The organism is Rathayibacter sp. AY1H3 (assembly GCF_002932015.1).
The window spans coordinates 48,822-73,293 of the sequence record NZ_PSUU01000003.1 but is presented as its reverse complement, the minus strand read 5'-3'; the positions used below and the strand labels follow the sequence as shown (position 1 = coordinate 73,293).

Below are 24,472 nucleotides of genomic sequence, written 5' to 3'. Positions count from 1 at the left end.
GTGCGCGGGCACCGTCGCTCAGCATCGCGCGGTGACGCGCGACGCTCGTGCTGCCTCTCCTCCGGACTTTCACCGTCGGTCCTGGAGTTCCACCAGGTCAACCGCCGCCCCTCTCGAGGGGCTGCGGCTCGCGGACTGTGACCGCCGGTTCGGAATTCCCACCGACCCCGGAGCACGTGCTGTCCGGTCAGCCTACCCACCCGCCGCCCGGAGGGAGCCTCCGCGCGTCACACTCCCGGCGCACGGTCGGCTCCGTGCGTCCCGGAGCCCGTCGGCGCTGCGGTCGCCCGTCGTCTCCGCACGGAGGACGGCCGCGCTGCGTCCCCTCCGTCGATCACTCTTCGTTTGCCGTAGATGTCGGTTGCATCCCAAATTGGATAGTCCGATCGTTCGACTCCGGTTGGCGTATACCGGCCGGGCTGGTCAGACACGGAATGTCCTCCACCGGCGACGGAGATTTTCGCCGCTCAATGGCGCGACGAGAATCTCCGTCGATCGAGGCTCCGAGGTCAGCTCTCCCGCTCCTCCGCGCGCATGCGCCTCCTAGCGCGTCGAGCTACCTCCACGGTAAAAGCAGTGAGGACCAGTCCCGTTCCAGGCCCGACGAAGGGCGTGAGAACGGCGCGTGCATCGGTGAACCAGAACAGAAGCAATAGAACCGCTGTACCGCCGAACAGCAGAAGCGCCAATCCTCCAAGGATGGGATTGCGCAATTCTCGGCGCATCGCCCGACTGAGATCGTGATCAGAGGCCATTGAATCTCCTTCGCTGTTCTTCGCGCGCTCTAACAGCGCTGGATGACCGGGTGCAGAGAGCCACCTATAGTGAGGTAGCGTGCGCCGAGGCACTGGCCAGAGTTGTTCGCTTGAACTGCGGCGACGTGGAATACGGCGCCGTAAGCGCCGCACACCGCTCCGAGGGGGGCGAATGCGGCCGTCATTGATCCGCACAGTAATCCTGCCGCTGCTGCGGTAGATTGCGACGCGGTTTTCGTCTCGGTTCTGTTGAGCATGATTGTACAGAATGCGATGTCACAGGCGAGGCTGGGGTCGGCGACCACGGGATAGGATGCGCCCGTGTGATGCACTCTCTGCACCAGCGTGCCGCCGTCGATCGAGAAACTGGTCCTGACAGGAGCGCCGGTGGAATCTGAGGCCCAGGCCGGATTTATGAAGTTGACGGTCCGTCCGTGTGAATCCTTCACCGCAACCGAGTGGTCGATGAACTCAAGGATGGCGGGTTCTCCATCCACGGTCACGTCGAATCTGTAATCAGATGGGGCTGCCTGGTCCTTGATGAGAGCAAAGCCCGCATTGAGAACATGGCCTGCCCCTGTGAACGCGTAATCGTAGGAGCCGCTCATGTTGTAGACGAGCGCGCCTGAAGGCCCGACGCTCGCCGATCGGACAGCGGTTCCTGGAGTGATGCCGACGCTGTGGTTCCTGTATTCGACCGTGAGGCCGGACTTCGTCGAGAGGGAGCCGCTCGGCTCCAGGTGCTCTTATTCGGAGCTTAGTCGAGCGGCGCGTTCACTGGAGGCGGCGATAGGCGTGAGCAAGCCGAAAGATTGCATTGTCGATTCTGCTGTTCGGGTCGCTGTGACGACTCCCGGATCGGCCGTCGCAGGTGTCGCGACCAATGAAGTGAAAGCAAGTACGGTGCCCATGAGCAGCGCTCGAACCGATCTTCTGGTGCCTGGCAAGAACATCTCCTTCTCTCAACGTCATCTTTGACACCAGTCACAATTGCAGGGTTATCGCAGATCATCAATGATCGGGCGGGTTCCAGAAGTCCGATGGCGCGTTCGGAGGACCATTCGCCTAATGGTGTCCTTGGCGGGTCGCTCTCGTCGAGTCCCGCGCGACGGAGGGCGCTCGGTTCAGTTCCGGTGCTCGTCCACCCAGCGCGGGAAGGGGTCCGCGTACTCCGCCCAGGCGGCGGGGCCGGCCAGCAGCTCCTCGGGGGTGAGCAGGCAGCTCTGCAGGACGGCGGTCAGCCTCCCGGTGTCCAGGCCCGTCCCGAAGAAGGCGAGCTCCTGGCCGAGAGGCGCGTCCTCGTCCCAGCTGAGCAGGCTGGTCGGGTCCAGCGTCAGCACGTCGCCGGCGACCGACCACGAGCCGACCCGGTCGGCGCGCGTCGCCAGGCGCACCAGGCCGCGGGAGCGGAGGATGCGGCCCACCTTCTCCGCCACCAGCTCCCCGTGGACCGCCGCGCTCAGGCGGCCGGGGTGGAAGGGCAGCGGATCGCGGAACACGAACTCCTCGACGGTCGTGCCCGAGGCGCGGCGCCGCGAGGTCCCGTTGAGGGCGCACTGCCAGCCCATCGAGGAGGCGATCGCGTGCGCGCGCCGGGGGTGGAGCCTCCGTGGCGCCGCCGGGAGCTCACCGGCGGGGAGGAGATCGGCGGTGGGGGCGAGTGCTCGCAGGAGGTCGCGGACGAGTGCGGTCCGCTCGGGGTCGCTCTCGGAGAGGGGCTCGGCGAGGGCGATGAGGCTCGAGAACTCCAGGCGGGCGGCGAGGCGCTCCGCCGAGTCGAAGGAGGGGCCCGCGCCGCCGCAGAGCACGCGCAGGATCTCCTCCGTCGACGTCACGGCGACCACGTCGAGGATCGCGATGCGGGTGTCGGCGGGATGCCGCTGCGCGCAGAGGTGCTCGAGCACGAGTCCGATCTCGAGCGGGTCGGCCTGGCCATCGAGGGCGACGACCGTGTGACCGCCGTGGCCGTCGTCGGCGTCGGCCGCGAGGCGCCGGTGGAGCTCCTCGGCGAGAGCGGGAACGTCGGCGCCGGGCGGATCGACCTCGAAGGCGATCCGGGACTCGGGCCTGCCGGCGAGGAGCGCGGCGGTCCGCCCGGCGTCCCGGGGGTCGGTCGCGCTGACGAGGGTGACGGCGAGGACGGGGGGTGCGGGGTGGTGGGGCTCCATGGACCGCTACTCTATCGATAACAGTTCTCATTAACGACAGGAGCATCCGTGAAGGTCCGCAACTCCCTCAGGTCGGCGAAGGCGCAGCCCGGCTCGCAGGTGGTCCGCCGCCGCGGCCGCGTCTTCGTGATCAACGCACTGAACCCGCGCTTCAAGGCCCGTCAGGGCTGAGCGCCGACGGGAGGGTGCGAGCCCTCCCGTCGCGCACGGCCTCAGTGCTCGTCGTAGTGGCCGGCGTGAGCGGCGTGCTTGTGGCCGTCGTGGACGAAGTCGACGTGGTCGTCGTGCTGCACGGTCTCGTGGCCGCAGGCGTCGCCGTGCTCGTGGTCGGCGGTCGAGTGCTCGGCCTCCGACTCGTGCTCGTCGTAGTGGTCGCCGTGCAGGGCGTGGTGGTGCGTGCCGTGGACGTAGTCGACGTGGTCCTCGTGCTGCACGGCCGGGTGGCCGCAGCCCTCGCCGTGCTCGTGCTCGGTGACGGGGTGCTCGGCGTGGAGATCGGTGGTGCTCATGGTGCTGCCTTTCCGGATGCGGGGGCCGCGGACGCGACGGGCTCCAGTCGACCAGATCCATAAACGCATTGCAATGGATGCGCCTAATCGAGAGCGATCATCGTTCCCGACAGGGACGGAGGTCACCCCTCCAGGGCGTGCCGGACAGCGTCGTCGACGATGTGCGTGACGTGGGTGTCGGCGACGGAGTAGTGCGCCTCGCGGCCCACGCGCTCGACCGCGACCAGCCCGGCGGTGCGCAGCATCCGCAGGTGCTGCGAGACCAGCGGCTGCGAGAGCCCGGTCACCTCGGCCAGCCGCCCGACCGTCGACGTCTCCTCGGCGAGGGCCCGGAGCAGGCGCAGCCGGGAGGAGGAGGACAGCACCTTGAAGAGCTCGGCGGCGGGTTCGAGGTCCTCGGTCATCTGCTCATGTAAGCAGAGGTGCATGCGCCGTGTCCGCGCGGCGCCCCGCGCGCCTCCGGCTACCCTCGGTGCGATGGACGAGGACAGGTACGGGCAGGACGTGCTCGCCGGCGACTGGCGCGCCCGCGGCAGGGTCGAGGTGGCGGTGGTCGAGGCCGAGCGCGATCTGGTGGTCGAGGAGATCGCCTCCGGCTTCGTGGGTGCCGTGCTCGGCGTGGAGCTGCGGATGGTGCGGCTGGAGGACCGGTTCGGCAAGGTCCGCGTGTTCCCGCTGGGGCCCGGGTTCCTCCTCGAGGGGAAGCCCGTGTCGCTCAAGGCGCCCGGGCTGAAGCGCGACACCGGCCTCGGTCGCGCGCGCTCCGCCTCCGGCTCCTTCCACGTCGCCGACGCGAAGGCGCGGGTCGCCCTGCCCAGCCGCATCTACGTCGAGGGCCGGCACGACGCCGAGCTGGTCGAGAAGGTCTGGGGCCACGACCTGCGGGTCGAGGGCGTCGTCGTCGAGTACATCGAGGGCGTCGACAACCTCGACGAGCTGGTGCGCGAGTTCCGGCCCGGTCCGGGGCGCCGCATCGGCGTGCTCGTCGACCACCTGGTGCGCGGCTCGAAGGAGTCGCGGATCGCCGAGCAGGTCGCCGCCGGTCCGCACGGCGCCCACGTCCTCGTCGTCGGCCACCCCTACATCGACGTCTGGCAGGCCGTGAAGCCCGGCCGGATCGGCCTGGAGCGCTGGCCCGAGATCCCTCGCGGAACCGAGTGGAAGCACGGGATCTGCGAGGCGCTCGGCTGGCCGCACGAGGAGCAGGCCGACATCGCGCGCGCCTGGCAGCGCATCCTCGGCCGGGTGCGCACCTTCCAGGACCTGGAGCCGGCGCTGCTGGGCCGGGTCGAGCAGCTCATCGACTTCGTGACGGAGCCCGCATGACCCGGCACGCGGGGCTCGGCTTCGCCCTCGACGCCGTGCTCGTCCTGGTCTTCGTGCTGATCGGCCGCGGGAGCCACGACGAGGGGTCGGCGCTGATCGGCCTGCTCACCACGCTCTGGCCGTTCCTGGCGGCGCTCCTGCTCGGCTGGGTCGTCACGCGCTCGTGGCGCTCCCCGGACCGGATCGTGCCCGCCGGGCTCGTCGTCTGGGCGGTGACCGTCGCGGGCGGGATGCTCCTGCGGATCGCCTCCGGGCAGGGCGTGCAGTGGAGCTTCGTGATCGTGACGGCCGTCGTGCTGGCCGTGTTCCTCCTCGGCCGCCGCGCTCTGACGCGGCTGATCGCCCGTCGGCGCTAGGCGGACCGGCGGCTCAGCCCACCCGCACCCCGAAGTGCTCCGCGAAGAGCGGCAGCAGGAGGCTGAGCTGCAGCTCGGAGAGGGTGGCGCCGCGGAGGCCGTCCAGCCCGGTGAGCACGTGCAGCTCGGCGCCGCGCAGATCGAGGTGCTCGATCCGGGCCCGGGAGAGATCGAGGGAGCGGACGTCGCAGTCGACCAGGCTCAGCCGCGTGCCGGTCGCACCCGCCAGGTCGAGCTCGTCGATCGTGCAGCGCTCGAGCAGCACGTCGCGCACCGCGGCGCCGCGGAGGTTCAGGTAGCCGAGCTTGCAGTCGGCCACGCGCACCTGCTCCCAGGTGCTCTCGTAGAGCTCGGCCGAGCCCAGCCGCGAGGCGAGCAGCTCGACGGATCGGAGCCGGCTCCGCGGCGCCGAGAGCCCGGGGACGTCCAGCCGCTCGAGCCGCGACTCCGCGATCGACGCGGCCCGCAGCAGGGCGCCGTCCAGGACCACTCCCTCCAGCGCGCACTCGCTGAAGGAGGCCGCGGTGAGATCGGCGCCGGTGAGGTCGGTGCCGGCGAAGCGCAGCCCTTCGGCGTGCTCCCGGGCGCCCGTGTTCCCGGCGTACCCCTCGGCGAGGCCGTCGAGGAGGAGGGGGTCGAGCCGGGGAGGAGCGGTCGCGTCGCGCACGCGGCGAGCCTAGTGCTGGCACCATGGCGGCATGCCCCGCCTGCTCGCCGTGTGCCGCGTCGCCCGCCTCCTGCCCGACTCCGGCACGGTCGGCGTGACCGCGATCGACAAGCGGCCGGTCGAGGGTCCCGTCGGAGTGCGCGACCTGGGCCTCTACGGCGACGTGCAGGCCGATCGCGCGCACCACGGCGGCCTCGACAAGGCGCTCTACGCCTACTCCGACGAGGACGCGCTCTGGTGGGCGGAGCGCCTGGGGCGGCCGGTTGCCGCGGGGATGTTCGGCGAGAACCTGCGGATCGCGGGCCTCGACGTGAGCGGAGCCGCGATCGGCGAGCGCTGGCGGATCGGCGAGGCGGTCGAGGTCGAGGTGACGATGCCGCGGACGCCGTGCGCGACGTTCCAGCGGGCCCTCGGAGAGCCGCAGTGGGTGAAGCGCTTCGCCGACGAGGGGCGCACCGGCGCGTACCTGCGGGTGCTGCACCGCGGATCGGTGGAGGCGGGCGACGCCGTCGAGGTCCTGAGCCGGCCCGGGCACGGCGTCCCGGTCGACCGCTGGTACCGCGAGCACAGCCCGGCGGACGCGCAGGCGCTCCTCGAGGCGGAGGAGGCGGGCGCGTTCCGGCCGGCTCCGGCGCTGCGGGCGTCGATCGAGCGGGCGCTCGCCTGACCCGGTCTACTCCCCGCGCGCCTCGCGCTTGAGGCGGCGCTTGACCGCTCGCTCCGTGAGCACCGTCAGGTAGTCCTGCACGGGCCGGTCCTGCAGGTCCGCGAGCTCCTCGCGCACGAGCGGCGCGACCTGCTCCTCGGAGTGGTCGGGGAACTTCTTGCGCACGTTCGCGGTCACGTCGCGCACCACCTGGTCGAGATCGAAGTCGGTCGTCATGCGGAGATCCTGGCCCCTCGAGGTGAACAGGAGGGGCGCGGAGCCCACGGCCCCGCGCCCCTCCTCCGTGCCGATGGTCAGCTCGCGGCGACGGCGATCTCGTTCGGCGTGACGTCGAGCTCGCCCGTGGCGACGACCTCTCCCGTGGTGAGGTCGACGGCGTGGATGCTGTCGGCGGCCGGGTCGGTCACGTAGGCGATGTCCCCGGCGACCGTGATCGCGGGGTGCGGGTCCTGCCACTCGACCGGGCTCTCCCAGGCGTCGACGACGGGGTAGGAGGCGGTCAGCTCGCCGGTCTCGGGGTCGAGGACGTGGATCGCGCCGTCCGAGGCGATCATGTACGCCAGGTCGTCGGGGCCGCGGGCGACGCCGCGGAAGGTGTACTCGACGCCCTCGGGCAGGTCGACGACGTCGAGGGTCTTCGCCTCGGTGTCGATCAGCGCTACGCGGTGCAGGAGGTAGCCCTCGGCGTCGCGGTCGTCCTTGTAGTCGCCGACGATGATCGGGCTGGTCTCGCTGACCCAGGCGTTGCCCATGCGACCGTACGGCTGGTCCGGAGCCTCGAGCTTCGTGATCTCGCCGCCGTCGTAGACCAGGGCGCCGTTCTCGCAGCCGAAGACGACGACCTCGTTCTCAGCCGTGCCCTCTCCGTGGACACCGGGGCACTGGTCGTTCGTGGCCGTCACGGCGCCGGAGGCGTCGCGCACCTCGATGCCGGTGCGCCCGTCGGCGTCACCGACCGTGGTGAGGAAGGTGCCGTCCTCGAGGACGATAGAGACGCCGTGGTGCGCCTCGACTCCCGGGATGGTCTCGGTCTCGGGCATCCCGTCCGAGGACGCCAGGTCGGCGGTCGCGAGGACGGTCGTGTCGCTCGTGCCGTCGGCGTAGAGGACGGTCTTCCCGGCGTGCCGGACGACGTGGCCCGGGGTGTCCGCGGGGAAGACGATGTCCGTCAGCTCCGGCTCGCCGCTGGTGCCGGCGGCGGTGTCGAGGAGCTGGAACCCCTTGCTCATGGTGACCATGACGTGGCGGTCGTCGCCGGCGGGGTTGAGGCGGGTGAACTCCTCGGAGTCCAGGTCCGCGACGGTCTCGAGGGTCTCGCCGTCGAGGACGAGGATGCCGCCCTCGTAGGCGACGGCGACGCGGGCGCCGGAGGCCGCCGCGGCCTCGGTGGCCGGCGCGGTGGACGCGGAGGACTCGGCGGCCGGGGTCGAGCTCGACGAGCAGGCCGCGAGGACCGTGATCGAGCAGGCGGCGATCAGGCCGAGGCCCGCCCGCCGGACGTGGGGATTCTGCATGGGTGCTTCTTCTTCCTGGTGGTGGATCGGAGGGCTCACGGGGAGAGCCCGGTGGCGATGCGCTGCGTGTTGACGCGCATCATGGCGAGGTAGTCGGGAGCGCCGCCCTCGGGCCCCGTCAGGGACTCCGTGAACAGCTCGACCACCTCCACGCGGATGTCGGCCTCGCTCGCCAGCGCCTGGACCAGGCGGTCGGGAGACGAGGACTCCGCGAAGATCGTGGGGACGCCGGTCTGCTCGACCGCGTCGACGAGATCGGCGAGGTCGGAGGCGGACGGCGCCGCGAGGGTCGTGCCTCCCGGGATGACGGCGCCGACGACGTCGAAGTCGAAGCGGTCGGCAAGGTACCCGAAGACGTGGTGGTTGGTGACGAGGGCGCGGCGCTCGGCGGGGATCGCGGCGAACGCCGCGGCCATCTCGGAGTCGAGCCGCTCGAGCTCGGCGCGGTAGCCGACCGTCCGGTCCCGGACGGCGGCCGGATCGACGCCGTCGAGCGCGGCGAGCACGGGCCCGAGGGAGTCGACGACGTCGATCATCCGGCCGGGGTCCGTCCAGAAGTGCGAGTCCGGGCTCCCCTCCGCGTCGCCCTCGATGTAGTCGAGGACGTCGACGGCGTCGCCGGCGACGAACGCGGGGACGTCCTCACCGGAGGCCTCGTCGAGGTGCTGCTGCAGGCCCTCTTCGAGTCCGAGCCCGTTCGAGACGACGAGGTCGGCGGAGCGCAGGCGCGCCGCCTCCTGCGCCGAGATCTCGAAGGAGTGCGGGTCGGCGTCGGGCTTCATCAGCGTGACGACCTGCGCCTCGTCGCCGACGAGCTCGCCCACGACGTCGCCGAGGATGTTGGTGGAGACGATGACGAGGGGCCTCTCGTCCTCCTCCGCGGACGTGCAGCCCGACAGGAGCAGGACCGCCGCGGCGGACGCGACGGCCCAGCGGCGCCTCACCGGCCCGTCTCCGCCGTGAAGGCCGGCTCGGTGGCGGTCTCGAAGGTGCGGGCGAGGCGCGCGCCGTCCGCGTAGTCGATCTCGTGCAGCTTCCGCTCGGCGGGCGCGCTGAGGTAGGCCCGCTGCTGGTCGGCGATCAGGACGGGCCGCGAGCCGTCCGCGGTCGTGTCGGCGACGAGGGGCGCGGTCTCGGCGAGGACCGCGCCGTCGGAGCCGTCGAGCACCAGCACGCGGCCGTCGGCGGCGAGGGCGAGGACGGTCTCGTCCGCGTCGTCCACCGCGGTGACCTGCGCCAGCGGGGCGGGAGAGGGGAGGAGGCTCCAGGAGCGCTCCCGGGTGTCGAGGAGCCAGATGCCCGCGTCCCCGGCGAGGCCGGCGACCGTGGGGCGGCCCTCGCGGTTGTCGAAGGAGGCGGCGGGTGGCGCGGTGGTGCCGGCGGGGTAGGGGATCCGCTCGACGATGAGCTCCTCGTCCTCGATCGACGCCAGGAGTGCGCCGTCGGAGCAGCCGATGACGGCGCCGACGCGGGTGGTGATCGTCCCGGCGGGGTCGGGGCAGGCCTCGCGGAGGCCCGTCGGCTCGCCGTCCGAGTCGTAGCCGGCGACGGCCGCTCCGGATCCGGACCCCTCGGTCACCAGTGCGGACGAGCCGACGGGCACGACCATCCCGGGTCCGGGCTCGACGTCCTTCCGGAACCGCTCGACGATCGCGCCCTTCGACAGCGCCTCGGTGTCGAGGAGGACCGCCTCGCCGGAGTCGGGGAAGAAGAGTCCGGTTCCGCCGGTGGTCGAGAGGTTCGTCGTGGCGACGACGGCCGTCCCGGAGCCCTCGACCGTGCCGATCAGGCGGGGGTCCGCGCGGTAGTAGTGGAAGTGGTCCACGTGGTCCCAGGTCCACACGCCGCTGTCGACGATCTCGACGCCCGCATCGGTCTGGGCGAAGAGGTAGCGGCCGTCGGTCGTCATCGCGCTGGGTGCGCCGATGGTGCCGAGGCCGGTGACCGTCTCGTCGAGGAGGTCGAGGTGCGACACGGCGCCCGACGGGTCGATCGACGTCAGCCCCAGGCGCGGCTCGGCGAGCTCGGCGGCGTTCGCGACGGCGCCGTGGCCGGAACCCGTGTCGTCCGCGGCCGGCGCGGAGGCATCGGTCGAGCAGGCGGCCAGGCCCAGCGCGAGAGCGCCCAGGAGGACGGTGGAGGCGGTGGTTCGGGAGTGCACGGAGTCCTTTCGAGGGTGAGCGGGGGAGGAGCGGTGCCGGCAGGGCCTCATGCGGCGACCGGCTGAGGGCCCGACCGGGACGCGAGGGCCGACGCGGCCGAGCGGACCGCCCAGGACACCGCGGCGACCGCGATGGCCGTGCCGGCGACCGAGGCGCCCGCGGCCGTGGCCTGGTGCCAGGAGACGAGCAGGCCGACGAGTACGGAGGCCGCGCCGAGGATCGACGCGAGCAGCATCCGGGTCGGGATGCGGGTGGTCCAGTGCCCGGCGGCCACCGCGGGAGCCAGAAGGAGCCCGACGACGAGGAGCGAGCCGACCGCCTGGTAGGAGGCGACGACGGCGAGGGTCACCAGGCCGACCAGCACGGCCTGAGCCGAGCGCGGACCGAGGCCGAGCACCGCGGCTATGCGCGGATCCAGCGCCAGGGCGACGAGCGGGCGGTGGAAGGCCGCTGCGACGAGGAGGCCGGCTCCGGCGGCGGCGGCGAGCAGCCCGATGTCGACGGGGGTGATCGCGAGGATGTCGCCGAAGAGGATCGAGGTCGCGTCCGTGGCGAAGCTGCCCGAGTGCGAGATCACGATGACCCCCAGCGCCAGCATGGCGACGAAGAGCAGGCCGATGCTGGTGTCGTAGGACAGTCGTCCGCGCCGCTGCAGGGCCGCGATGCCGAGGCTCATCAGCACCGCGCTGGCTGCGCCGCCCACGAGGACGGGCGCGCCGAGCACCGTCGCGAGGGCGACGCCGGGGAGCATCCCGTGGGCGAGCGCCTCGCCGAGGAAGGCCATCCCGCGGAGGACCACCCAGGTGCCGACGACGCCGCAGAGGACCGCGACGAGGACGCCGCCGAGGAGGGCGCGCTGGAGGAAGTCGAGAGCGAACGGCTCGAGGATTCCGGCGAGGAGGCTGGGCATGGTGCCCGACCGTACACGATAATGAGAACAGTTATCACTCCTGTACGCTCGTCGGGATGGACGTCTCACCCCTGCCCGAGCCCCCGGTCCGCCTCCGAGGCGCTCACGTCGACTTCGGCTCCCGCCGCGCTCTCGCGGGGGTGGATCTCGACGTCGCCGCGCGCTCGCTGACCGTGATCGCCGGGCCGAACGGCGCCGGCAAGTCGACGCTCCTGGAGGTGATCGCGGGAGTGCGTCCACTGACGTCCGGCACGCGGGACGTCACCGGAGCGATCGCCTTCGTGCCGCAGCGGGCGTCGATCCCGGACCTCCTCCCGGTGACGGTGCGCGACGTGGTCGCGGTGGGCACCTGGGGTCGGCTCGGCCGCCTCCGCCGCAGCGACGCGCGCGCGGCGGACGCGATCGCCGCCGCGCTCGAGCGGATGGAGATCGCCGCGCTCGCCCGGGAGCCCTTCGCGGTGCTCTCCGGCGGTCAGCGGCAGCGGGCGCTCCTCGCCCAGGGGCTCGCCCGCGGGGCCGGCCTGCTGCTCCTGGACGAGCCCACCACCGGTCTCGATTCAGCGAGTGCGGAGCGGATCCGGTCGGTCCTGCGCGCGGAGGCGGACCGCGGCGCGACCGTGGTCTGCGTCTCGCACGACCCCGCCGTGCTGGCCGACGCGGACCGCGTCGTCGGACTCGTCGACGGGGCCCTCGCTCCGGCGGACCGATCCGTCACCCGCGGCCCGTGAGGCGAGGGCGCCCGGGCCGTCCGTGACGGATCGCACCCGAGCGACGGGCCGCGGGCTGGGAGGATGGGGGGATGACCTCGACGCTGCTCGACCGGATGCCGACGCCCGACGCGGACGGGCGCGTCGACGACGACGCGGTCTACCTGGCCTTCACCGAGTGGGCGGAGTCGCGCGGCCTCCCGCTCTACCCGGCGCAGGACGAGTCCATGCTCGAGATCGCCTCCGGCTCCAACCTGATCCTCTCGACGCCCACCGGCACCGGCAAGTCGCTCGTCGCGATCGGCGCGCACGCCGCGGCGCTCGCCTCCGGGCGCCGCAGCTTCTACACGGCACCGATCAAGGCGCTCGTCTCCGAGAAGTTCTTCGCGCTGGTCGACGTCTTCGGCGCCTCCAACGTCGGGATGGTCACCGGCGACTCCTCGGTGAACGCCGACGCGCCGATCATCTGCTGCACGGCCGAGATCCTCGCGAACCTCGCGCTCCGGCACGGCGAGGACACCCCGGTCGACCAGGTCGTGATGGACGAGTTCCACTTCTACGCGGACCCGGCGCGCGGCTGGGCCTGGCAGGTGCCGCTGCTCACCCTCCCTCACGTGCAGTTCGTGCTGATGTCGGCCACCCTCGGCGACGTGACGGCGCTCGCCGCCGACCTCAGCCGCCGTACGGGCCGGGAGACCGCCCGGATCACCGGCGTGGAGCGCCCGGTGCCGCTGCACTACTTCTACGAGATCGCGCCGATCCACGACTCCATCGAGGAGCTGCTCTCGACGAACCAGTCGCCGGTCTACGTCGTGCACTTCTCGCAGGCGGCCGCTCTCGAGCGTGCGCAGGCGCTCACCAGCGCGAACATCGCCACCCGCGAGCACCGCGACCGCATCGCCGAGGTGATCGGCGGCTTCCGCTTCACCACCGCGTTCGGCAAGACCCTCTCCCGGCTGCTCCGGCTGGGGATCGGCGTGCACCACGCGGGCATGCTGCCGAAGTACCGCCGCCTGGTCGAGCAGCTCGCCCAGCAGGGCATGCTGCGCGTGATCTGCGGCACGGACACCCTCGGCGTCGGCATCAACGTCCCGATCCGCACCGTGCTGCTCACCGCGCTGACCAAGTACGACGGCACCCGGACCCGCCAGCTCTCGGCCCGCGAGTTCCACCAGATCGCCGGCCGCGCCGGTCGCGCGGGGTACGACACCGCCGGGACCGTGGTCGTGCAGGCCCCCGAGCACGAGTCCGAGAACCGGAAGGCTCTCGACAAGATGGGCGACGACCCGAAGAAGCGGAGGAAGTGGGTCGCCAAGCGCGCGCCGCAGGGCTTCGTCAGCTGGGGCGAGCCGAGCTTCCGCAAGCTCGTCGACGCCGAGCCCGAGACGCTGACCTCGCACATGACGATCACGTCGGCGATGCTGCTGAACGTGATCGCCCGCGGCGGCGACGCCTACGCGAACGTGCACGCCCTGATCTTCGACAACCACGAGCCGTGGAAGCGGCAGCTGCAGCTCGCCCGCCGGGCGCTCGGCATCTACCGGACGCTGCGGGAGGCGGGCGTGGTCGAGCAGAGCGTCGGCGCCGACGGTGTGACCCGCATCCGCCTGACCGTCGACCTGCAGCCGAACTTCGCGCTCAACCAGCCGCTCTCGCCGTTCGCGCTGGCCGTGTTCGACGTTCTCGACCCGGAGTCGCCGAGCTTCGCGCTCGACGTGATCTCGGTGCTCGAGGCGACCCTCGACGACCCGCGCCCGATCCTGGGGGCCCAGCAGTTCCAGGCCCGCGGCGAGGCGGTCGCCGCGATGAAGGCCGAGGGGATCGAGTACGAGGAGCGGATGGAGCTGCTCGAGTCCGTCACGCACCCCAAGCCGCTCGAGGAGCTCCTCGAGGCGACCTTCGAGACCTACACCGCCGCGCAGCCGTGGGTGAAGGACTTCGAGCTCTCGCCGAAGTCGGTCGTGCGCGACATGTACGAGCGGGCGATGTCCTTCGGCGAGTACACCGCGTTCTACAAGCTCTCCCGCTCGGAGGGACTGGTGCTGCGCTACCTGTCCGACGCGTTCCGCGCGGCCCGGCAGACCATCCCCGACGAGCTGAAGAACGAGGAGCTGCACGACCTGATCGAGTGGCTGGGCGAGCTCGTGCGCCAGGTCGACTCCTCGCTGGTCGACGAGTGGGAGGAGCTGGTCAATCCGGCGCTCCACGCGGCGGACCAGGCGATCGTGCCGCCCGCTCCGCGCCGCCTCACCGCGAACCACCGCGCCTTCCGCGTGCTGGTGCGCAACGAGATGTTCCGCCGGGTGACCCTCGCCGCCCTCGACGACCACGAGGCGCTCGGCGAGCTCGACGCCGCCGCCGACTTCGACGCCGACGCGTGGGGCGCCGCGCTGGACGACTACTACGACGAGCACGACAGCATCGGCATCGGGCCCGACGCCCGGGGGCCGAAGATGCTGCTCGTCACGGAGGAGCCGACGCAGTGGCTCGTGCGGCAGATCCTCGACGATCCGGCCGGCGACCACGACTGGGGGATCTCGGCGACCGTCGACCTCGCCGAGTCGGACGAGCAGGGTGCGGCCGTCGTCCGCGTCACCTCGGTCGGCCGCCTGGACTGATCAGCGGCCGCGCTTCTCCCGGCGCTGCATCTCGGCGGCGATGTCCGCCTCGGTGATCTCCTTGCGGGCGGGACCCCAGATCGACGCGGCCTGGCCGACGACGCCGATCCCGATCCCGATCATCGGCCAGATCGGCCAGAAGTAGCCGTCGGCCCCTGTGCCGACCCAGACGGCGGTCGTGATCGCCGAGACGCTCGCCCATCCGCCGACCGATCCCAGGAAGTCGCGGCGCCGCTTGACCTCGCGCACAGCGAGCGCGCGCTCGGCGTCCTCGACGCGGGCGGTCTCCACCTCCTCGCCGGAGGCGGCCGCCGGGACGACCTCCGCGGACCGGTCTCGCCGGGCGGACGGATCCGGAGTTCCCCACTCGTTCGTCATGCGGCCAGCCTACGCACGGGCCGTCGGCAGCGGTACGCGGGCTTCAGGCGGCGGTACGCGGGCTCAGGGGGCGGCCGCCTGCTCCGGCTGGCAGTGCGGGCACCACCAGGTGCGGCGCTGCTCGGGGTCGTCGCGGACCTCGTCGCGGACGAGCACCGTCGTGCCGCAGCGCAGGCACGGGCGCCCGGCGCGCCCCGCGACCCAGTGCCGCTCGCCGCGGCGGGTGTCACCGGTGGTGGTCTGGAACATCCCCGGGATCGTGACGGAGGCGCGGAGGCCTCTCGCCGCGGTCGCCACGAGGGCGCGGACGTCGAGGGAGCCGATCGGCCGCCAGGGCCAGACCCCGCGGAGGAAGCAGACCTCGTTGGCCCAGAGGTTGCCGAGACCCGCGAGGCAGCGCTGGTCGAGGAGTGCGGCGACGACGGGCCGGTCCGGGAGGCGGGAGAGGCGCCGGACGGCCTCGTCGGCGTCCCAGTCCGCGCGGAGCGGGTCGGGCCCGAGGTGCCCGACGGCGCGCGGCTCGTCGCGGGTGGCGAGGAGCTCGACGACCGGGAGGTCGATGCCCCACACGGTCGAGTCGTCGTCGAGGCGGAGGCGGACGCGGACGTCCTTCTGCACCGAGCGGGGGACCGCTCGGCCGGGAGCGGTCACGGTCCAGGAGCCCTGCATCCGCAGGTGGGTGTGCAGGGTCGTTCCGCCGGAGAAGCGGGTGAGGAGGTGCTTGCCGTGGGTGTCGTGCTCGAGGATCCTCAGCCCGGCGAGGGAGTCGCCGGCCGCGTCCCCGGAGCGCAGCTCGCCCTCGAGGACGGTGCGACCGTCCGCCGCCCGCCTGAGGCGGGCGGCGAGACGGTGCACACTGTCTCCCTCGGGCATCCCCGAACTCTAGGAGCCGGAGCTCGTCGAGGTCAGGGGTCGCGCGGGATCAGGCGCCGCGGTACGCCTGCTTGTAGACGCGCTCGGTGCCGTCGGGCGCGGTGACCTCGATGGTCGCCGTGCCGGCCTTGATGGGCTTGAAGACGGTCACGGTCTTCACCGTGAACGACTGGCCGGGCTTGACCGTCTTCTTCGTCTTGCTGCCGTACGCCGTCGTGATCTCGATCGAGACCGTCTCGTCGCCGTTGTTCACCGCCGACACCGTCAGCGTCCGCACGACGGCGAGGCGCTTGGTGGAGGCGGTGGTCGCGACGTCGATGACCGTGACGGGCTCGGGCTCCGGGTCCGTCCGGGTCTCGGGCAGGTCGAGGCCGACGACGACCGGGTCGTGGTCGCTGGAGCGGTACGCCGAGGTGTCGTAGAAGATCGTCGCGTTGTAGTCGTAGCGGCTGTACTCCAGTGCCACGGACTCGCCGCTGTTGATGTTCCAGGTGTCGACACCGGTGACCGTCCTGTCGGCCGCGGGCGAGGCGAAGACGTGGTCGAGCGAGCCGACCGCGCCGTCGAACGAGTACGAGTACTTGCCGTCCTTCGCGCCCTGGTCGATGTAGCCGGCGTCGGTGATCACCTTCACCGGGTCCTCCTTCGAGTAGGCGTTGAAGTCGCCCAGCAGGTAGACGAGCTCGGTGGCCTTCTCGGTGCGGAGGCGGTCGGCGAAGGCGACGAGTGCGGTCGCCTGCTTCACGCGCGAGGCGTTCGAGGCGCCCTGGCCGTCGCCCTGGTCGGCGTCGGCGCCGGATCCGGAGCCCTTCGACTTGAAGTGGTTCACGATCGCGACGAACTCGCTGGCGCTGTCGCCGAGAAGGCGGAACTCCTGGGCGAGGGGCTTGCGGGCGTTCGAGAAGTTCACCGTGTCGTTGAGCACGACGGACTCGCCGACCGGCTCGATGACGGCCTTCTTGTAGATGAAGGCGGTGCGGATGACGTCCTCGTCCGCGAGCGCGGGGAGCGCTGCGGGGGAGGGGACGTAGGCCCAGACCTCGGAGCCGGCCGCCGTGTTCAGCGCGGCGGTCAGGAGGGCGAGGGCCTCGTCGCGCGGCTTGCCGAACTTGGCCGAGTTCTCGATCTCCTCGAGCGAGACGACGCCCGCGCCGAGGGTGTTGATCGCGGTCACGATCTTGGCCTGCTGGCGCTCGAGGTCATCGGCGTTCGCCGCTCCGCGGGCGTCGCAGCCGCTGTTGACCGTGACGGGGTCGCCGTCGCGGTCGGTGTAGAAGGTGCAGCCGGTGATCGAGTCGCCGGTGGTGGAGAAGTAGTTGAGCACGTTGAAGGACGCGATCGAGAGGTCGCCGCCGACGGCCTCGGGCTTCGCGGTCCGGGTGTTCGCGAAGGTCGCGGGCTGCACGTCGCCGGCGTTCTCGACGGTCAGCTGCGTGGTGGGCTGGAAGGCCCAGCCGCCGTTGCGGTAGTCGAGGACGACGGGGCGGGTGAAGGTCGCCGGAGCACCCACGCGGATCGGCGCGGTGGTGGTGAGGTAGGGCAGCGGGATCGCCTTGTTCGCGGCGGCGCCGAGGAAGTTGATCGAGGCGCCGTCGTCGAGGGTGATCGCGCGGGCGGCGTTGTCGGCGACGACGGCCGCGAGCTCCGGCGAGCCGGGGCGGGCGACCTCGGTCGGCGTGAGCAGCGGGGACGTGCCGGCGGCGAGGCCGACCGAGCCGAAGCTGTTCAGGTCGAAGGTGTCGGTGACCGTGTAGGCGCCCTGCGGAGCGATCAGCATGCTCTCGAGCACCTCGCGCTCGGCGGCGGTGCGGGGGAGCGCGACAGCGGCCGGGACCGGCGCTGCGGCGGCGCCGTCGAGCTTCACGACGGTCGCGGCCGAGGTCGGGGTGAGCTCGGTCAGGCCGTTGTACTCGCTCACCTCGCCGGTGATGCGCAGGTGGTCGCCGATCGCGACCGACCCGACGGAGGCGGAGGAGAAGACGAAGACGGCGTCGGAGGCCGTGCGCGAGCTCTCGCCGCCGGTGCCGGGGGTCTGGACGACGTAGCCGCTGTAGCCGCCGGACGGGTAGCGCGCGGTGACGACGCCGGAGGTGGTGACGGTGCTGCCGACGAGCGGCGACGCGTCGCCGGTGCCCTGGATCTCCGCGATGGAGACGGCCGGGATCTCGGCCGGAGGGGTCGTCGGGGGAGTGGTCGGCGGGGTCGTCGTCGGCGGCGAGGTGGGCTCGGGCTCGGATCCTCCGCCCGCGGCCTGCGGGGTCGGTGCGCCGAGCGCGAAGTCGGCCGAGTTGACGTCGGTGTCGCCGGTGGCGGTGTCCGCGCGGGCGATCGTCTGGGTGAGGGAGGGCACCGTGGCGACGGACGACTCGAAGGTGTTCGAGGTGCCGTAGCCGACGAGGTCGATCACCGCGTCCGGCTGGGCGGCGGCGCCGGTGGGCGGCGCCACGAGCGCCGAGGTCCCGTCGACGAGGAAGAGGGTGCCGCCCGCGGCGGCCATGTTGAGGCCGTTCGCGCTCTGGTCGGGCGTCGGCAGGGCCGCGCCGTTGGTGCCGTTGCTGGCGCCGGCGAGCAGGAAGTGGCCGCCGGCGGGCACCGAGCCGGTGAGCGGCACGGTCGTGGTGGGGTTCGCGGTGCCGGTCGCCGAGCGGTACTGGATCGAGAGGCCGCCGAGGGCGATCTCGGCGGCGGTGGGGTTGTAGAGCTCCACGTAGCGGTTGCTGAACGCGGCACCGGCGGAGCCTCCGCGGGCGAAGACCTCGCTGATGACGAGCTCGTCGCCCGAGGGCGCGGCCGCGGCGGAGGTCGCGACCAGCGGAGCGGCCGCCAGGGCCAGTCCGGTCAGGGCCGCCAGGCCGAGCCCGCGCCTCCGGCGGCGGTCGGGCGGGGTGGGAGAGTCGGGCATGGTGGTCCTCTCGATCGCCGCTCGGAAGAGCGGTCGCAGCGTCGTCGCCGCGCGGCGCGGCCAGCGCACCCCCGGAAGGGGCACGCATGGTCACGCTATGCAGTGCGGGTGCCCGGCCTGTGAACCGGACGTTTCATGAACGTAAACTCATCCACCGACATCGGGGCGCGCGGGTGCCGCTCGCGGCGCGTTCGCGGCTTCGCGGGCCACACTCGTCGGATGATCTCCTTCGAGCTGGCCCGTGCCCTGCGCACGGCGGGCGTGCGCTGGACGCCCCGCACCGGTGACCGCTTCCGCATCGAGCGGGAGGGCTTCGACGGCGACGTCTTCACCGTCAGCGACATGACCATCGAGGCGCACGAGTACCCGAGCGGGACCGTCCTCGGCTTCAACGGCACCACGGAATGGGCGCTCGACTCCGTCTCCCTGGAGGACTCGCTCTGGCTGCCGCGGGAGGACCAGCTGCGCGAGCTCCTCCGCGGGACCTTCCGCTCCCTCCGTCGCCTCGCCGAGCCGGAGACGCGGTTCGCCGTCGAGGTCGAGCTCGGCGGCCGGGTGCGGACCTTCGAGGACGCGGCGGCCGAGAACGCCTACGCGGAGGCGCTGCTCGCGCTGGTCAGCTCGGTCGCGGTCGACCTCGACGACGTGGACGAGCTGGACGCGGCCGACGAGCCCGACCGGGCGGCCGAGCGGGCCTGAGGCTCCGTCCGACCCCGACCCTCCGCATCCGGCGGGGCTAGGACGCCGCCTTCTCCGCCGCCGCGGTCTTCTTCGGGGTCCGCTTCTTCGCAGGCGCGTCGGCGCCCTTCTCCGGGTCGGCTCTCTTCGCCGCGGGCTTCTTCTTCGCGGCGGTCGTCGCCGGAGCCTTCGCCGCCTTCTTCGGGGCAGGCTTCGTCGCGGCCTTCTTCTCGGCAGAGGCCTCCTCCGCCGGCGCGCCCTTCGCCCCGCGGCTGCGCTCGACCGAGCGCTTCAGCGCCTCCATCAGGTCGAGCACCTCGCCGCCGCCCTCCTCCTCCTGCGCCTCGCCGAAGGTCGCGGCGGTGTCGAGGGCGTCGCCCTGCTCGATCTTGGCGTCGATCAGCGTGCGCAGCTCCTCCTGGTACGCGTCGTGGAACTTCGCGGCGTCGAAGTCCTCGGAGTAGGAGTCGACCAGGTGCGCCGACATCTCGAGCTCGCGCGCCGCGATCCGGGTGCTGCCCTCCAGCGACGGGAACTCGACCTCCCGCACCTCGTCCGCCCAGAGCAGGGTCTGCAGCATCAGGAGCTTGCCGCGCACGCGCAGCGCGGCGAGGCGGGTCTTCTGCCGCAGCGCGAACTCGACGATCGCGGTGCGGTCCGTCTGCTCGAGGGTGCGGCGCAGCAGGACGTAGGCCTTGGGGGAGGAGGAGTCGGGCTCCAGGATGTAGGCGCGGTCGAACATGATCGGGTCGACCTGCTCGCTGGGCACGAACTGCACGACGTCGATCTCGCGGTCGCGCTCCTCCGGCAGCGCCTTGAGCTCGTCCTTGGACAGGACCACGGTGCGCTCGCCGTCGTCGTAGGCCTTGTCGATGTGGTCGAAGGTGACGACCTCGCCGCAGATCTCGCACTTGCGCTGATACCGGATCCGTCCGCCGTCCTTGTCGTGGACCTGGTGCAGCGGGATGTCGTGGTCCTCGGTCGCGCTGTAGATCTTCACCGGCACGTTGACCAGGCCGAAGGTGATCGCGCCCTTCCAGATGGCTCGCATGCGCCCAGTGAACACCGTGTCCCCCGGCCGCCGGAAGTCCTGTCGGACGTGAGGGAGCCCCCGACCGTCGAAGGGACCCGCCGCAGCTCGACGGTCCGGGGTTCCCTCAGGGCGGAACGACGGAGCCGCCCGGTCGTCGCGGAGCGACGGCCGGACGGCTCCGGGGCGGTGGCGGCTAGCCGCGCTCGGCGCTCCGGCGGCGCAGCGCGGCGAGCAGGAGCCCGCCGACGCCGCCCGCGATCAGCAGTCCGCCGAGGCCCAGCGGCAGGCCGATGTCGGCGCCCGTCGAGGCCAGGGGCGGGCGGCCGCCGGGGTGCGGGGCCACGGCGGTCGGCGTGCTGCTCGGAGTGGGAGCGGCCGTCGGTGCGGTGGTGGGCGCGGTCGTCGGGGCGACGGTCGGCTGCGCGGTCGGAGCGACGGTCGGCTCGGCGGTCGGGGCCACGGTGGGCTCCGGCGTCGGGGTCGGCGTGGTCGGGTCCTTCTCGGCGTCGATCGCGGAGGTGTCCGCGGCGAACGAGGCGGTCACGAAGGCGATGGCCTTCGACGTGATGCCGAGCGCCTCCTGGTTGATGTTGTCGATGTCATCGGCGGCGGAGTGGTAGTTCGGGTCGTGCGTGATGCCGGCGGTGCCGCCGAACAGCGCGACCTCCTCCTCCGTCTTGACGTCGTCGGCGCCGGTGAAGACGCCCGAGGACGGGATGCCGACCGAGATGAAGCCGTCGTAGTCGCTGCGTCCGTCGAACGCGGTGTCGATCCAGGGCTGGTCGATCGAGTCGAAGTAGTCGGTGAACGCCTTCTCGGTCGCGATCGAGCCGGCGGGCACGTCCACGGGGGCCTCGTAGGTGGACTGGTCCGCGTCGTAGACGGAGATCACGTAGTTCGGCGAGGCGACCATGTCGAAGTTCATGTAGGTCGCGATCTTCGAGGCGTCCTCCTCCGTCAGGGAGTCGACGTAGGTGTAGGAGCCGACCAGGCCCACCTCCTCGGCGCCCCACCAGGCGAAGCGGACCGCGTTGGTCGTGTCGCCCGCGGCGGCCAGCTGCACGGCCGTCTCGAGCAGCGTCGCGGATCCGGAGCCGTTGTCGTTGATGCCGGGGCCGGCGGGCACGCTGTCGAGGTGCGCGCCGAGCATGACCACGTTGTCGTGGTCGCCGCCCGGGGTCTCCGTGACGATGTTGAAGGTCTCCACCTCGGTCGTCGTCTGGTCGATGAGGACCGAGACGCTCGCGGGGAGCGACGCCAGCAGCGCCTGACCCTCGGCCTGCGTGACGCCGACGCCGGGGACGGCGGCCTCGTCCTGTCCGCCGAACGTCCCGTTGAGGGCGTCGCTCGGCGCGTTGTCGTAGATGATGATCGCGGCGGCGCCGGCGGCACCGGCGGCGACCGACTTCTCGAGGAAGCTGCAGGAGCCGCGGCTGACGAGCGCGACCTTCCCGGTGGCGTCGAGGCCGGTCCAGGCGTCCGTGGTGCAGCCCAGCGGATCGACGGGGGCGATGAGCTCGCCGGTCACGCCGCCCTCGGGCGTCGACGGAGTGAACTCCATCGGGGTGCCGACGGCGCCGGTCCCGGTGGTCAGCGTGAACGCGTCGATCGTCTGCGTCGCGGTGGTGAAGTCCTGGCGCTGCGTCGTGTAGCCGGCGCCCGCGAGGACCTTCTCCACGTACTCGCCGCTCAGCTCGTAGCCCGGGGTGCCGATCGCGCGGGTGCCGCCGTTGGCGTCCGCGATCGACTGGAGCGCCTCCAGGTGGGTCATGATGCCGTCGACCGTGACGGTGTCGGCGAAGTCGACCGGCTCGACGGCGCTCGCCGTCGGCGCGAAGGCGAAGCCGGCGACGAGGGCGCCCGCTCCGATCATCGCGCTCGAGCCGATCAGCGAGCGGCGTCGGCGGCCGCTCGGGGTGTTCGTGGTGGTTCGCGCCACTGGGGCTCCCTCTCCTCGAGAACGGGCCGCCGCGTCGGCGGCCCCGACGCGCACCTCCCGAAGACTGGGAGGGGATCGCGTCCTCTGCGAGGGTATTCACAGGAAACGGTGCGGCCCAGTCCCCCCTGCCAGATTTCATCCGCACGAAACACGGACCGGGTCGGCGAGCGGATCAGGCCGTCGCCGGGCTCTCGGCCCACTCGCGGAGCATCGCGAGCGTCTCCTCCGGACGGTCGCGGTGGGGGCTGTGACCTGCGCCGGCCACGACCGCGTACCGGATGCGCGGATTCGCGCGCAGCACCAGGGCGGCGAGGGAGGGAGGGAGCAGCGTCTCGACCTGCGGGTCACCGGCCAGCACGAGGACCGGCGGGCGGAGGCCCGGCAGGTCCGCCAGCAGGTCCCACGGGTCGTTGTCGTCGATCGTCGCGGCGACCGCGGCCGGATCGGCGGCCCGCACCGCGGCGAGCTTCTCGGCCCGGTCCCGCTCGTCCCAGAGCGGCTGCGCGACAGCGAGCTCCTCGGCCGAGACCGCGAGACCGGCGAGCTCGCCCGCGCGGACGGCGGCCCGCTGCTCCGGGGCGAGCCGGAGCACCGGGTCCAGCAGCGCCAGGCGCCCCGCCCAGCCGGAGTCGCGGGCGGCGGCGCGCACCGCGACCGCTCCGCCGAGCGAGTGCCCGACGACGAGGTCGAACGGTCCCCGCGCGAGGGCGTCGTCGGCGTAGGCGTCGTGGCGGGCGGAGCCGCCGCGCGGCCCGTCGCCGTGTCCGCGCAGGTCGGGAGCGGAGACGCTCCAGCCCGCCGCGGTCAGCTCGCGGCTCAGCCGCCACCAGGTGCGGCCCGAACCGCCCAGGCCGTGCAGGAGCAGGACCCTGCCCGCCGTCATCGCCGGAGCCTCAGTCGAAGCGCGGGTCGCGCCCGGTGCGCTCACCGGTCGCGAGCCCGGCGATCGCGGCGAGGTCCTCGTCGTCGAGGGCGAAGCCGAAGACGTCCAGGTTCTCGCGGATCCGCTCCGGCGTCACCGACTTCGGGATCACGACGACGCCGAGCTGCACGTGCCAGCGCAGCACCGCCTGCGCCGGCGAGACGCCGTGCTTCGCGGCGACGCGGGCCAGGGCCGGCTCGTCGAGGAGGCGCCCGCGGGCCAGCGGCGACCACGCCTCGGTGACGATCCCGTGGGCGGCGTCGAAGGTGCGCAGCTCCTCCTGGGGCAGCCGCGGGTGCAGCTCGACCTGGTTGATCGCCGGCACCACTCCCGTCTCGTCGAGCAGGCGCTGCACGTGCTCCTCGGCGAAGTTCGAGACGCCGATCGAGCGGGCCCGCCCCTCGCTCTGCAGGCGCTCGAGGGCGCGGTAGGTGTCGACGTAGCGGTCGCGCGAGGGGATCGGCCAGTGCACGAGGTAGAGGTCGACGTAGTCGGTGCCGAGCAGCTCGAGGCTCCGGTCGAAGGCGGCGAGCGTCTCGTCGAAGCCGTGGTCGTCGTTCCAGACCTTGGTCGTCACGAAGACCTGCTCGCGGGGGAGGCCGCTCGCGCGGATCCCCTCGCCGACTCCGCGCTCGTTGCCGTAGAGGGTGGCGGTGTCGACGTGCCGGTAGCCGGCCTCCAGGGCGACGGCGACCGTGCGGGCCGCCTCCTCGTCGCCGATCTTGTAGACGCCGAGCCCGAGCTGGGGGATCGCGCGGCCGTCGTTGAGGGGGATCAGGGGGACGCTCATGCCTCCCATGCTGGCATGCGCCTCAGACGCTCCAGTCGAGCTCGCCGTGCGGTCCCACGTGCACGTCGTCCTCGATCAGCGCCGCGAGACCGGCCACCCCGAAGAGGAGGCGCCGCTCGGCGCGCTCCGCGTCGCTGCGCTCGTCGATGCCGCGCACGGCGAAGTGCACGTCGTGGCCCGCCTGCAGGCCCTCGACGGCGAGCCGGCCTCGGAGCGCGCGCACGGGGCGCCGGCCGATGCCGAGTCCGCGCCAGAGGGAGCCCGTCTCGAGGACCACCGCCGTCTCGGAGGCGACGACCCCGTGCTGCTCGCGGTGCGCGGTGAGCTGCCACCCGTAGCCGAGGTGGTGCAGGCGGGTCGAGTGCGGGCCGCGCCAGGCGTGCGAGGACTCCTCGCGGCGGAAGTAGACGGGACTCGGGCGGAAGGACCCCTGCCAGAGCGCGGCGGCGAGCTCGGTGCACCACTCCGGGGTCTCCGGATCGGACCAGGGGTCGAGGAGGTCGGTCCGGGCGGCGGCGCGCCGGTGCTCGCGCACCAGCTCCTCCGCGTCCTCCCGCAGTCCCATGCCGCCCCCTCGCCGTCGTGGGCCTTCACCCTA

Annotated in this window: 26 protein-coding genes and 1 riboswitch; of the genes, 7 read left to right on the top strand and 19 right to left on the bottom strand. The window is 72.4% G+C overall.

Annotation, left to right across the window (positions count from 1 at the left end; all coding sequences use genetic code 11):
- Window positions 1–45 precede the first annotated feature (45 nt).
- A riboswitch (FMN riboswitch) is annotated at window positions 46–178 on the bottom strand.
- Between the two features lie 331 nt (window positions 179–509).
- The 3 genes from C5C33_RS18160 to C5C33_RS02665 form a co-directional block, all read right to left on the bottom strand.
- Window positions 510–755 carry a hypothetical protein gene (locus C5C33_RS18160; protein WP_146078468.1) on the bottom strand — a complete coding sequence of 82 codons (246 nt, stop codon included), beginning with the start codon at window positions 753–755 and terminating at the stop codon, window positions 510–512.
- Window positions 756–784: 29 nt separating this feature from the next.
- Window positions 785–1,363: a hypothetical protein gene (locus C5C33_RS18155; RefSeq protein WP_146085740.1), complete on the bottom strand. Its 579-nt coding sequence runs from the start codon at window positions 1,361–1,363 to the stop codon at window positions 785–787.
- A 516-nt stretch (window positions 1,364–1,879) separates the two neighbouring features.
- On the bottom strand, window positions 1,880–2,923 hold the full coding sequence (locus tag C5C33_RS02665) for a GTP-binding protein (protein WP_104260343.1): 1,044 nt from the start codon (window positions 2,921–2,923) through the stop codon (window positions 1,880–1,882).
- Window positions 2,924–2,971: 48 nt separating this feature from the next.
- Here C5C33_RS02665 and ykgO point away from each other — a divergent pair, with 48 nt between their 5' ends.
- Window positions 2,972–3,094 (top strand): type B 50S ribosomal protein L36, encoded by a 123-nt coding sequence (gene ykgO / locus C5C33_RS02660; protein WP_104260342.1) that lies wholly within the window; start codon window positions 2,972–2,974, stop codon window positions 3,092–3,094.
- Window positions 3,095–3,135: 41 nt separating this feature from the next.
- Here ykgO and C5C33_RS18890 read toward each other — a convergent pair whose 3' ends face one another.
- Both C5C33_RS18890 and C5C33_RS02650 read right to left on the bottom strand, forming a co-directional pair.
- The gene (locus C5C33_RS18890) at window positions 3,136–3,432 is read right to left on the bottom strand and encodes a hypothetical protein (protein ID WP_104222233.1); all 297 of its coding nucleotides are present in this window, start codon (window positions 3,430–3,432) and stop codon (window positions 3,136–3,138) included.
- A gap of 122 nt (window positions 3,433–3,554) precedes the next feature.
- Window positions 3,555–3,836, bottom strand: coding sequence for a helix-turn-helix transcriptional regulator (locus C5C33_RS02650; protein ID WP_104222235.1), 282 nt, complete (start codon window positions 3,834–3,836; stop codon window positions 3,555–3,557).
- Between the two features lie 73 nt (window positions 3,837–3,909).
- Here C5C33_RS02650 and C5C33_RS02645 point away from each other — a divergent pair, with 73 nt between their 5' ends.
- On the top strand, window positions 3,910–4,758 hold the full coding sequence (locus tag C5C33_RS02645) for a DUF3097 domain-containing protein (protein WP_104260341.1): 849 nt from the start codon (window positions 3,910–3,912) through the stop codon (window positions 4,756–4,758).
- On the top strand, window positions 4,755–5,114 hold the full coding sequence (locus C5C33_RS02640; protein WP_104250613.1) for a DUF3054 domain-containing protein: 360 nt from the start codon (window positions 4,755–4,757) through the stop codon (window positions 5,112–5,114). The genes C5C33_RS02645 and C5C33_RS02640 overlap by 4 nt, the downstream gene beginning before the upstream one ends.
- 13 nt (window positions 5,115–5,127) lie before the next feature.
- On the opposite strand, the gene C5C33_RS02635 is transcribed toward C5C33_RS02640, so the two are convergent.
- On the bottom strand, window positions 5,128–5,781 hold the full coding sequence (locus C5C33_RS02635) for a pentapeptide repeat-containing protein (RefSeq protein ID WP_104260340.1): 654 nt from the start codon (window positions 5,779–5,781) through the stop codon (window positions 5,128–5,130).
- A gap of 31 nt (window positions 5,782–5,812) precedes the next feature.
- On the opposite strand from C5C33_RS02635, the gene C5C33_RS02630 reads away from it, so the two are divergent.
- Window positions 5,813–6,448, top strand: a complete 636-nt coding sequence (locus C5C33_RS02630) for an MOSC domain-containing protein (RefSeq protein WP_104260339.1) — start codon at window positions 5,813–5,815, stop codon at window positions 6,446–6,448.
- A 6-nt stretch (window positions 6,449–6,454) separates the two neighbouring features.
- Here the strand turns inward: C5C33_RS02630 and C5C33_RS02625 are convergent, their stop codons facing one another.
- The 5 genes from C5C33_RS02625 to aztB form a co-directional block, all read right to left on the bottom strand.
- The gene (locus C5C33_RS02625; RefSeq protein ID WP_104262881.1) at window positions 6,455–6,664 is read right to left on the bottom strand and encodes a three-helix bundle dimerization domain-containing protein; all 210 of its coding nucleotides are present in this window, start codon (window positions 6,662–6,664) and stop codon (window positions 6,455–6,457) included.
- A 77-nt stretch (window positions 6,665–6,741) separates the two neighbouring features.
- Window positions 6,742–7,962 (bottom strand): zinc metallochaperone AztD, encoded by a 1,221-nt coding sequence (gene aztD, locus C5C33_RS02620; protein ID WP_104260338.1) that lies wholly within the window; start codon window positions 7,960–7,962, stop codon window positions 6,742–6,744.
- A 35-nt stretch (window positions 7,963–7,997) separates the two neighbouring features.
- Window positions 7,998–8,906, bottom strand: coding sequence for a zinc ABC transporter substrate-binding protein AztC (gene aztC / locus C5C33_RS02615; RefSeq protein WP_104260337.1), 909 nt, complete (start codon window positions 8,904–8,906; stop codon window positions 7,998–8,000).
- Window positions 8,903–10,123: an ABC transporter gene (locus tag C5C33_RS02610; protein ID WP_104250618.1), complete on the bottom strand. Its 1,221-nt coding sequence runs from the start codon at window positions 10,121–10,123 to the stop codon at window positions 8,903–8,905. The genes aztC and C5C33_RS02610 overlap by 4 nt, the downstream gene beginning before the upstream one ends.
- Window positions 10,124–10,170: 47 nt before the next feature.
- Window positions 10,171–11,034, bottom strand: a complete 864-nt coding sequence (aztB, locus tag C5C33_RS02605; protein WP_104260336.1) for a zinc ABC transporter permease AztB — start codon at window positions 11,032–11,034, stop codon at window positions 10,171–10,173.
- 56 nt (window positions 11,035–11,090) lie between these two features.
- Here aztB and aztA point away from each other — a divergent pair, with 56 nt between their 5' ends.
- The gene (aztA, locus tag C5C33_RS02600) at window positions 11,091–11,762 is read left to right on the top strand and encodes a zinc ABC transporter ATP-binding protein AztA (protein ID WP_104260335.1); all 672 of its coding nucleotides are present in this window, start codon (window positions 11,091–11,093) and stop codon (window positions 11,760–11,762) included.
- Between the two features lie 71 nt (window positions 11,763–11,833).
- The gene (locus C5C33_RS02595) at window positions 11,834–14,359 is read left to right on the top strand and encodes an RNA helicase (RefSeq protein WP_104260334.1); all 2,526 of its coding nucleotides are present in this window, start codon (window positions 11,834–11,836) and stop codon (window positions 14,357–14,359) included.
- On the opposite strand, the gene C5C33_RS02590 is transcribed toward C5C33_RS02595, so the two are convergent.
- The 3 genes from C5C33_RS02590 to C5C33_RS02580 all read right to left on the bottom strand — a co-directional run bounded on the left by C5C33_RS02590 (window position 14,360) and on the right by C5C33_RS02580 (window position 18,512).
- On the bottom strand, window positions 14,360–14,737 hold the full coding sequence (locus C5C33_RS02590; protein ID WP_104222259.1) for a 2TM domain-containing protein: 378 nt from the start codon (window positions 14,735–14,737) through the stop codon (window positions 14,360–14,362). It abuts the gene before it with no gap.
- Between the two features lie 63 nt (window positions 14,738–14,800).
- Window positions 14,801–15,610, bottom strand: a complete 810-nt coding sequence (locus C5C33_RS02585) for a DNA-formamidopyrimidine glycosylase family protein (RefSeq protein ID WP_104260333.1) — start codon at window positions 15,608–15,610, stop codon at window positions 14,801–14,803.
- 49 nt (window positions 15,611–15,659) lie between these two features.
- On the bottom strand, window positions 15,660–18,512 hold the full coding sequence (locus C5C33_RS02580) for an ExeM/NucH family extracellular endonuclease (RefSeq protein WP_104260369.1): 2,853 nt from the start codon (window positions 18,510–18,512) through the stop codon (window positions 15,660–15,662).
- A 219-nt stretch (window positions 18,513–18,731) separates the two neighbouring features.
- On the opposite strand from C5C33_RS02580, the gene C5C33_RS02575 reads away from it, so the two are divergent.
- Window positions 18,732–19,211, top strand: coding sequence for a pilus assembly protein CpaE (locus C5C33_RS02575; protein ID WP_258069163.1), 480 nt, complete (start codon window positions 18,732–18,734; stop codon window positions 19,209–19,211).
- A 37-nt stretch (window positions 19,212–19,248) separates the two neighbouring features.
- Here the strand turns inward: C5C33_RS02575 and C5C33_RS02570 are convergent, their stop codons facing one another.
- The 5 genes from C5C33_RS02570 to C5C33_RS02550 form a co-directional block, all read right to left on the bottom strand.
- Complete coding sequence (locus C5C33_RS02570; protein WP_104260332.1) at window positions 19,249–20,241, bottom strand: Ku protein; 993 nt, start codon at window positions 20,239–20,241, stop codon at window positions 19,249–19,251.
- Between the two features lie 175 nt (window positions 20,242–20,416).
- Complete coding sequence (locus tag C5C33_RS02565; RefSeq protein WP_104260331.1) at window positions 20,417–22,162, bottom strand: M28 family peptidase; 1,746 nt, start codon at window positions 22,160–22,162, stop codon at window positions 20,417–20,419.
- A gap of 172 nt (window positions 22,163–22,334) precedes the next feature.
- Window positions 22,335–23,045 (bottom strand): alpha/beta fold hydrolase, encoded by a 711-nt coding sequence (locus C5C33_RS02560; protein ID WP_104260330.1) that lies wholly within the window; start codon window positions 23,043–23,045, stop codon window positions 22,335–22,337.
- Between the two features lie 10 nt (window positions 23,046–23,055).
- The gene (locus C5C33_RS02555) at window positions 23,056–23,874 is read right to left on the bottom strand and encodes an aldo/keto reductase (RefSeq protein WP_104260329.1); all 819 of its coding nucleotides are present in this window, start codon (window positions 23,872–23,874) and stop codon (window positions 23,056–23,058) included.
- A 22-nt stretch (window positions 23,875–23,896) separates the two neighbouring features.
- Complete coding sequence (locus tag C5C33_RS02550) at window positions 23,897–24,439, bottom strand: hypothetical protein (protein ID WP_104260328.1); 543 nt, start codon at window positions 24,437–24,439, stop codon at window positions 23,897–23,899.
- Window positions 24,440–24,472 lie beyond the last annotated feature (33 nt).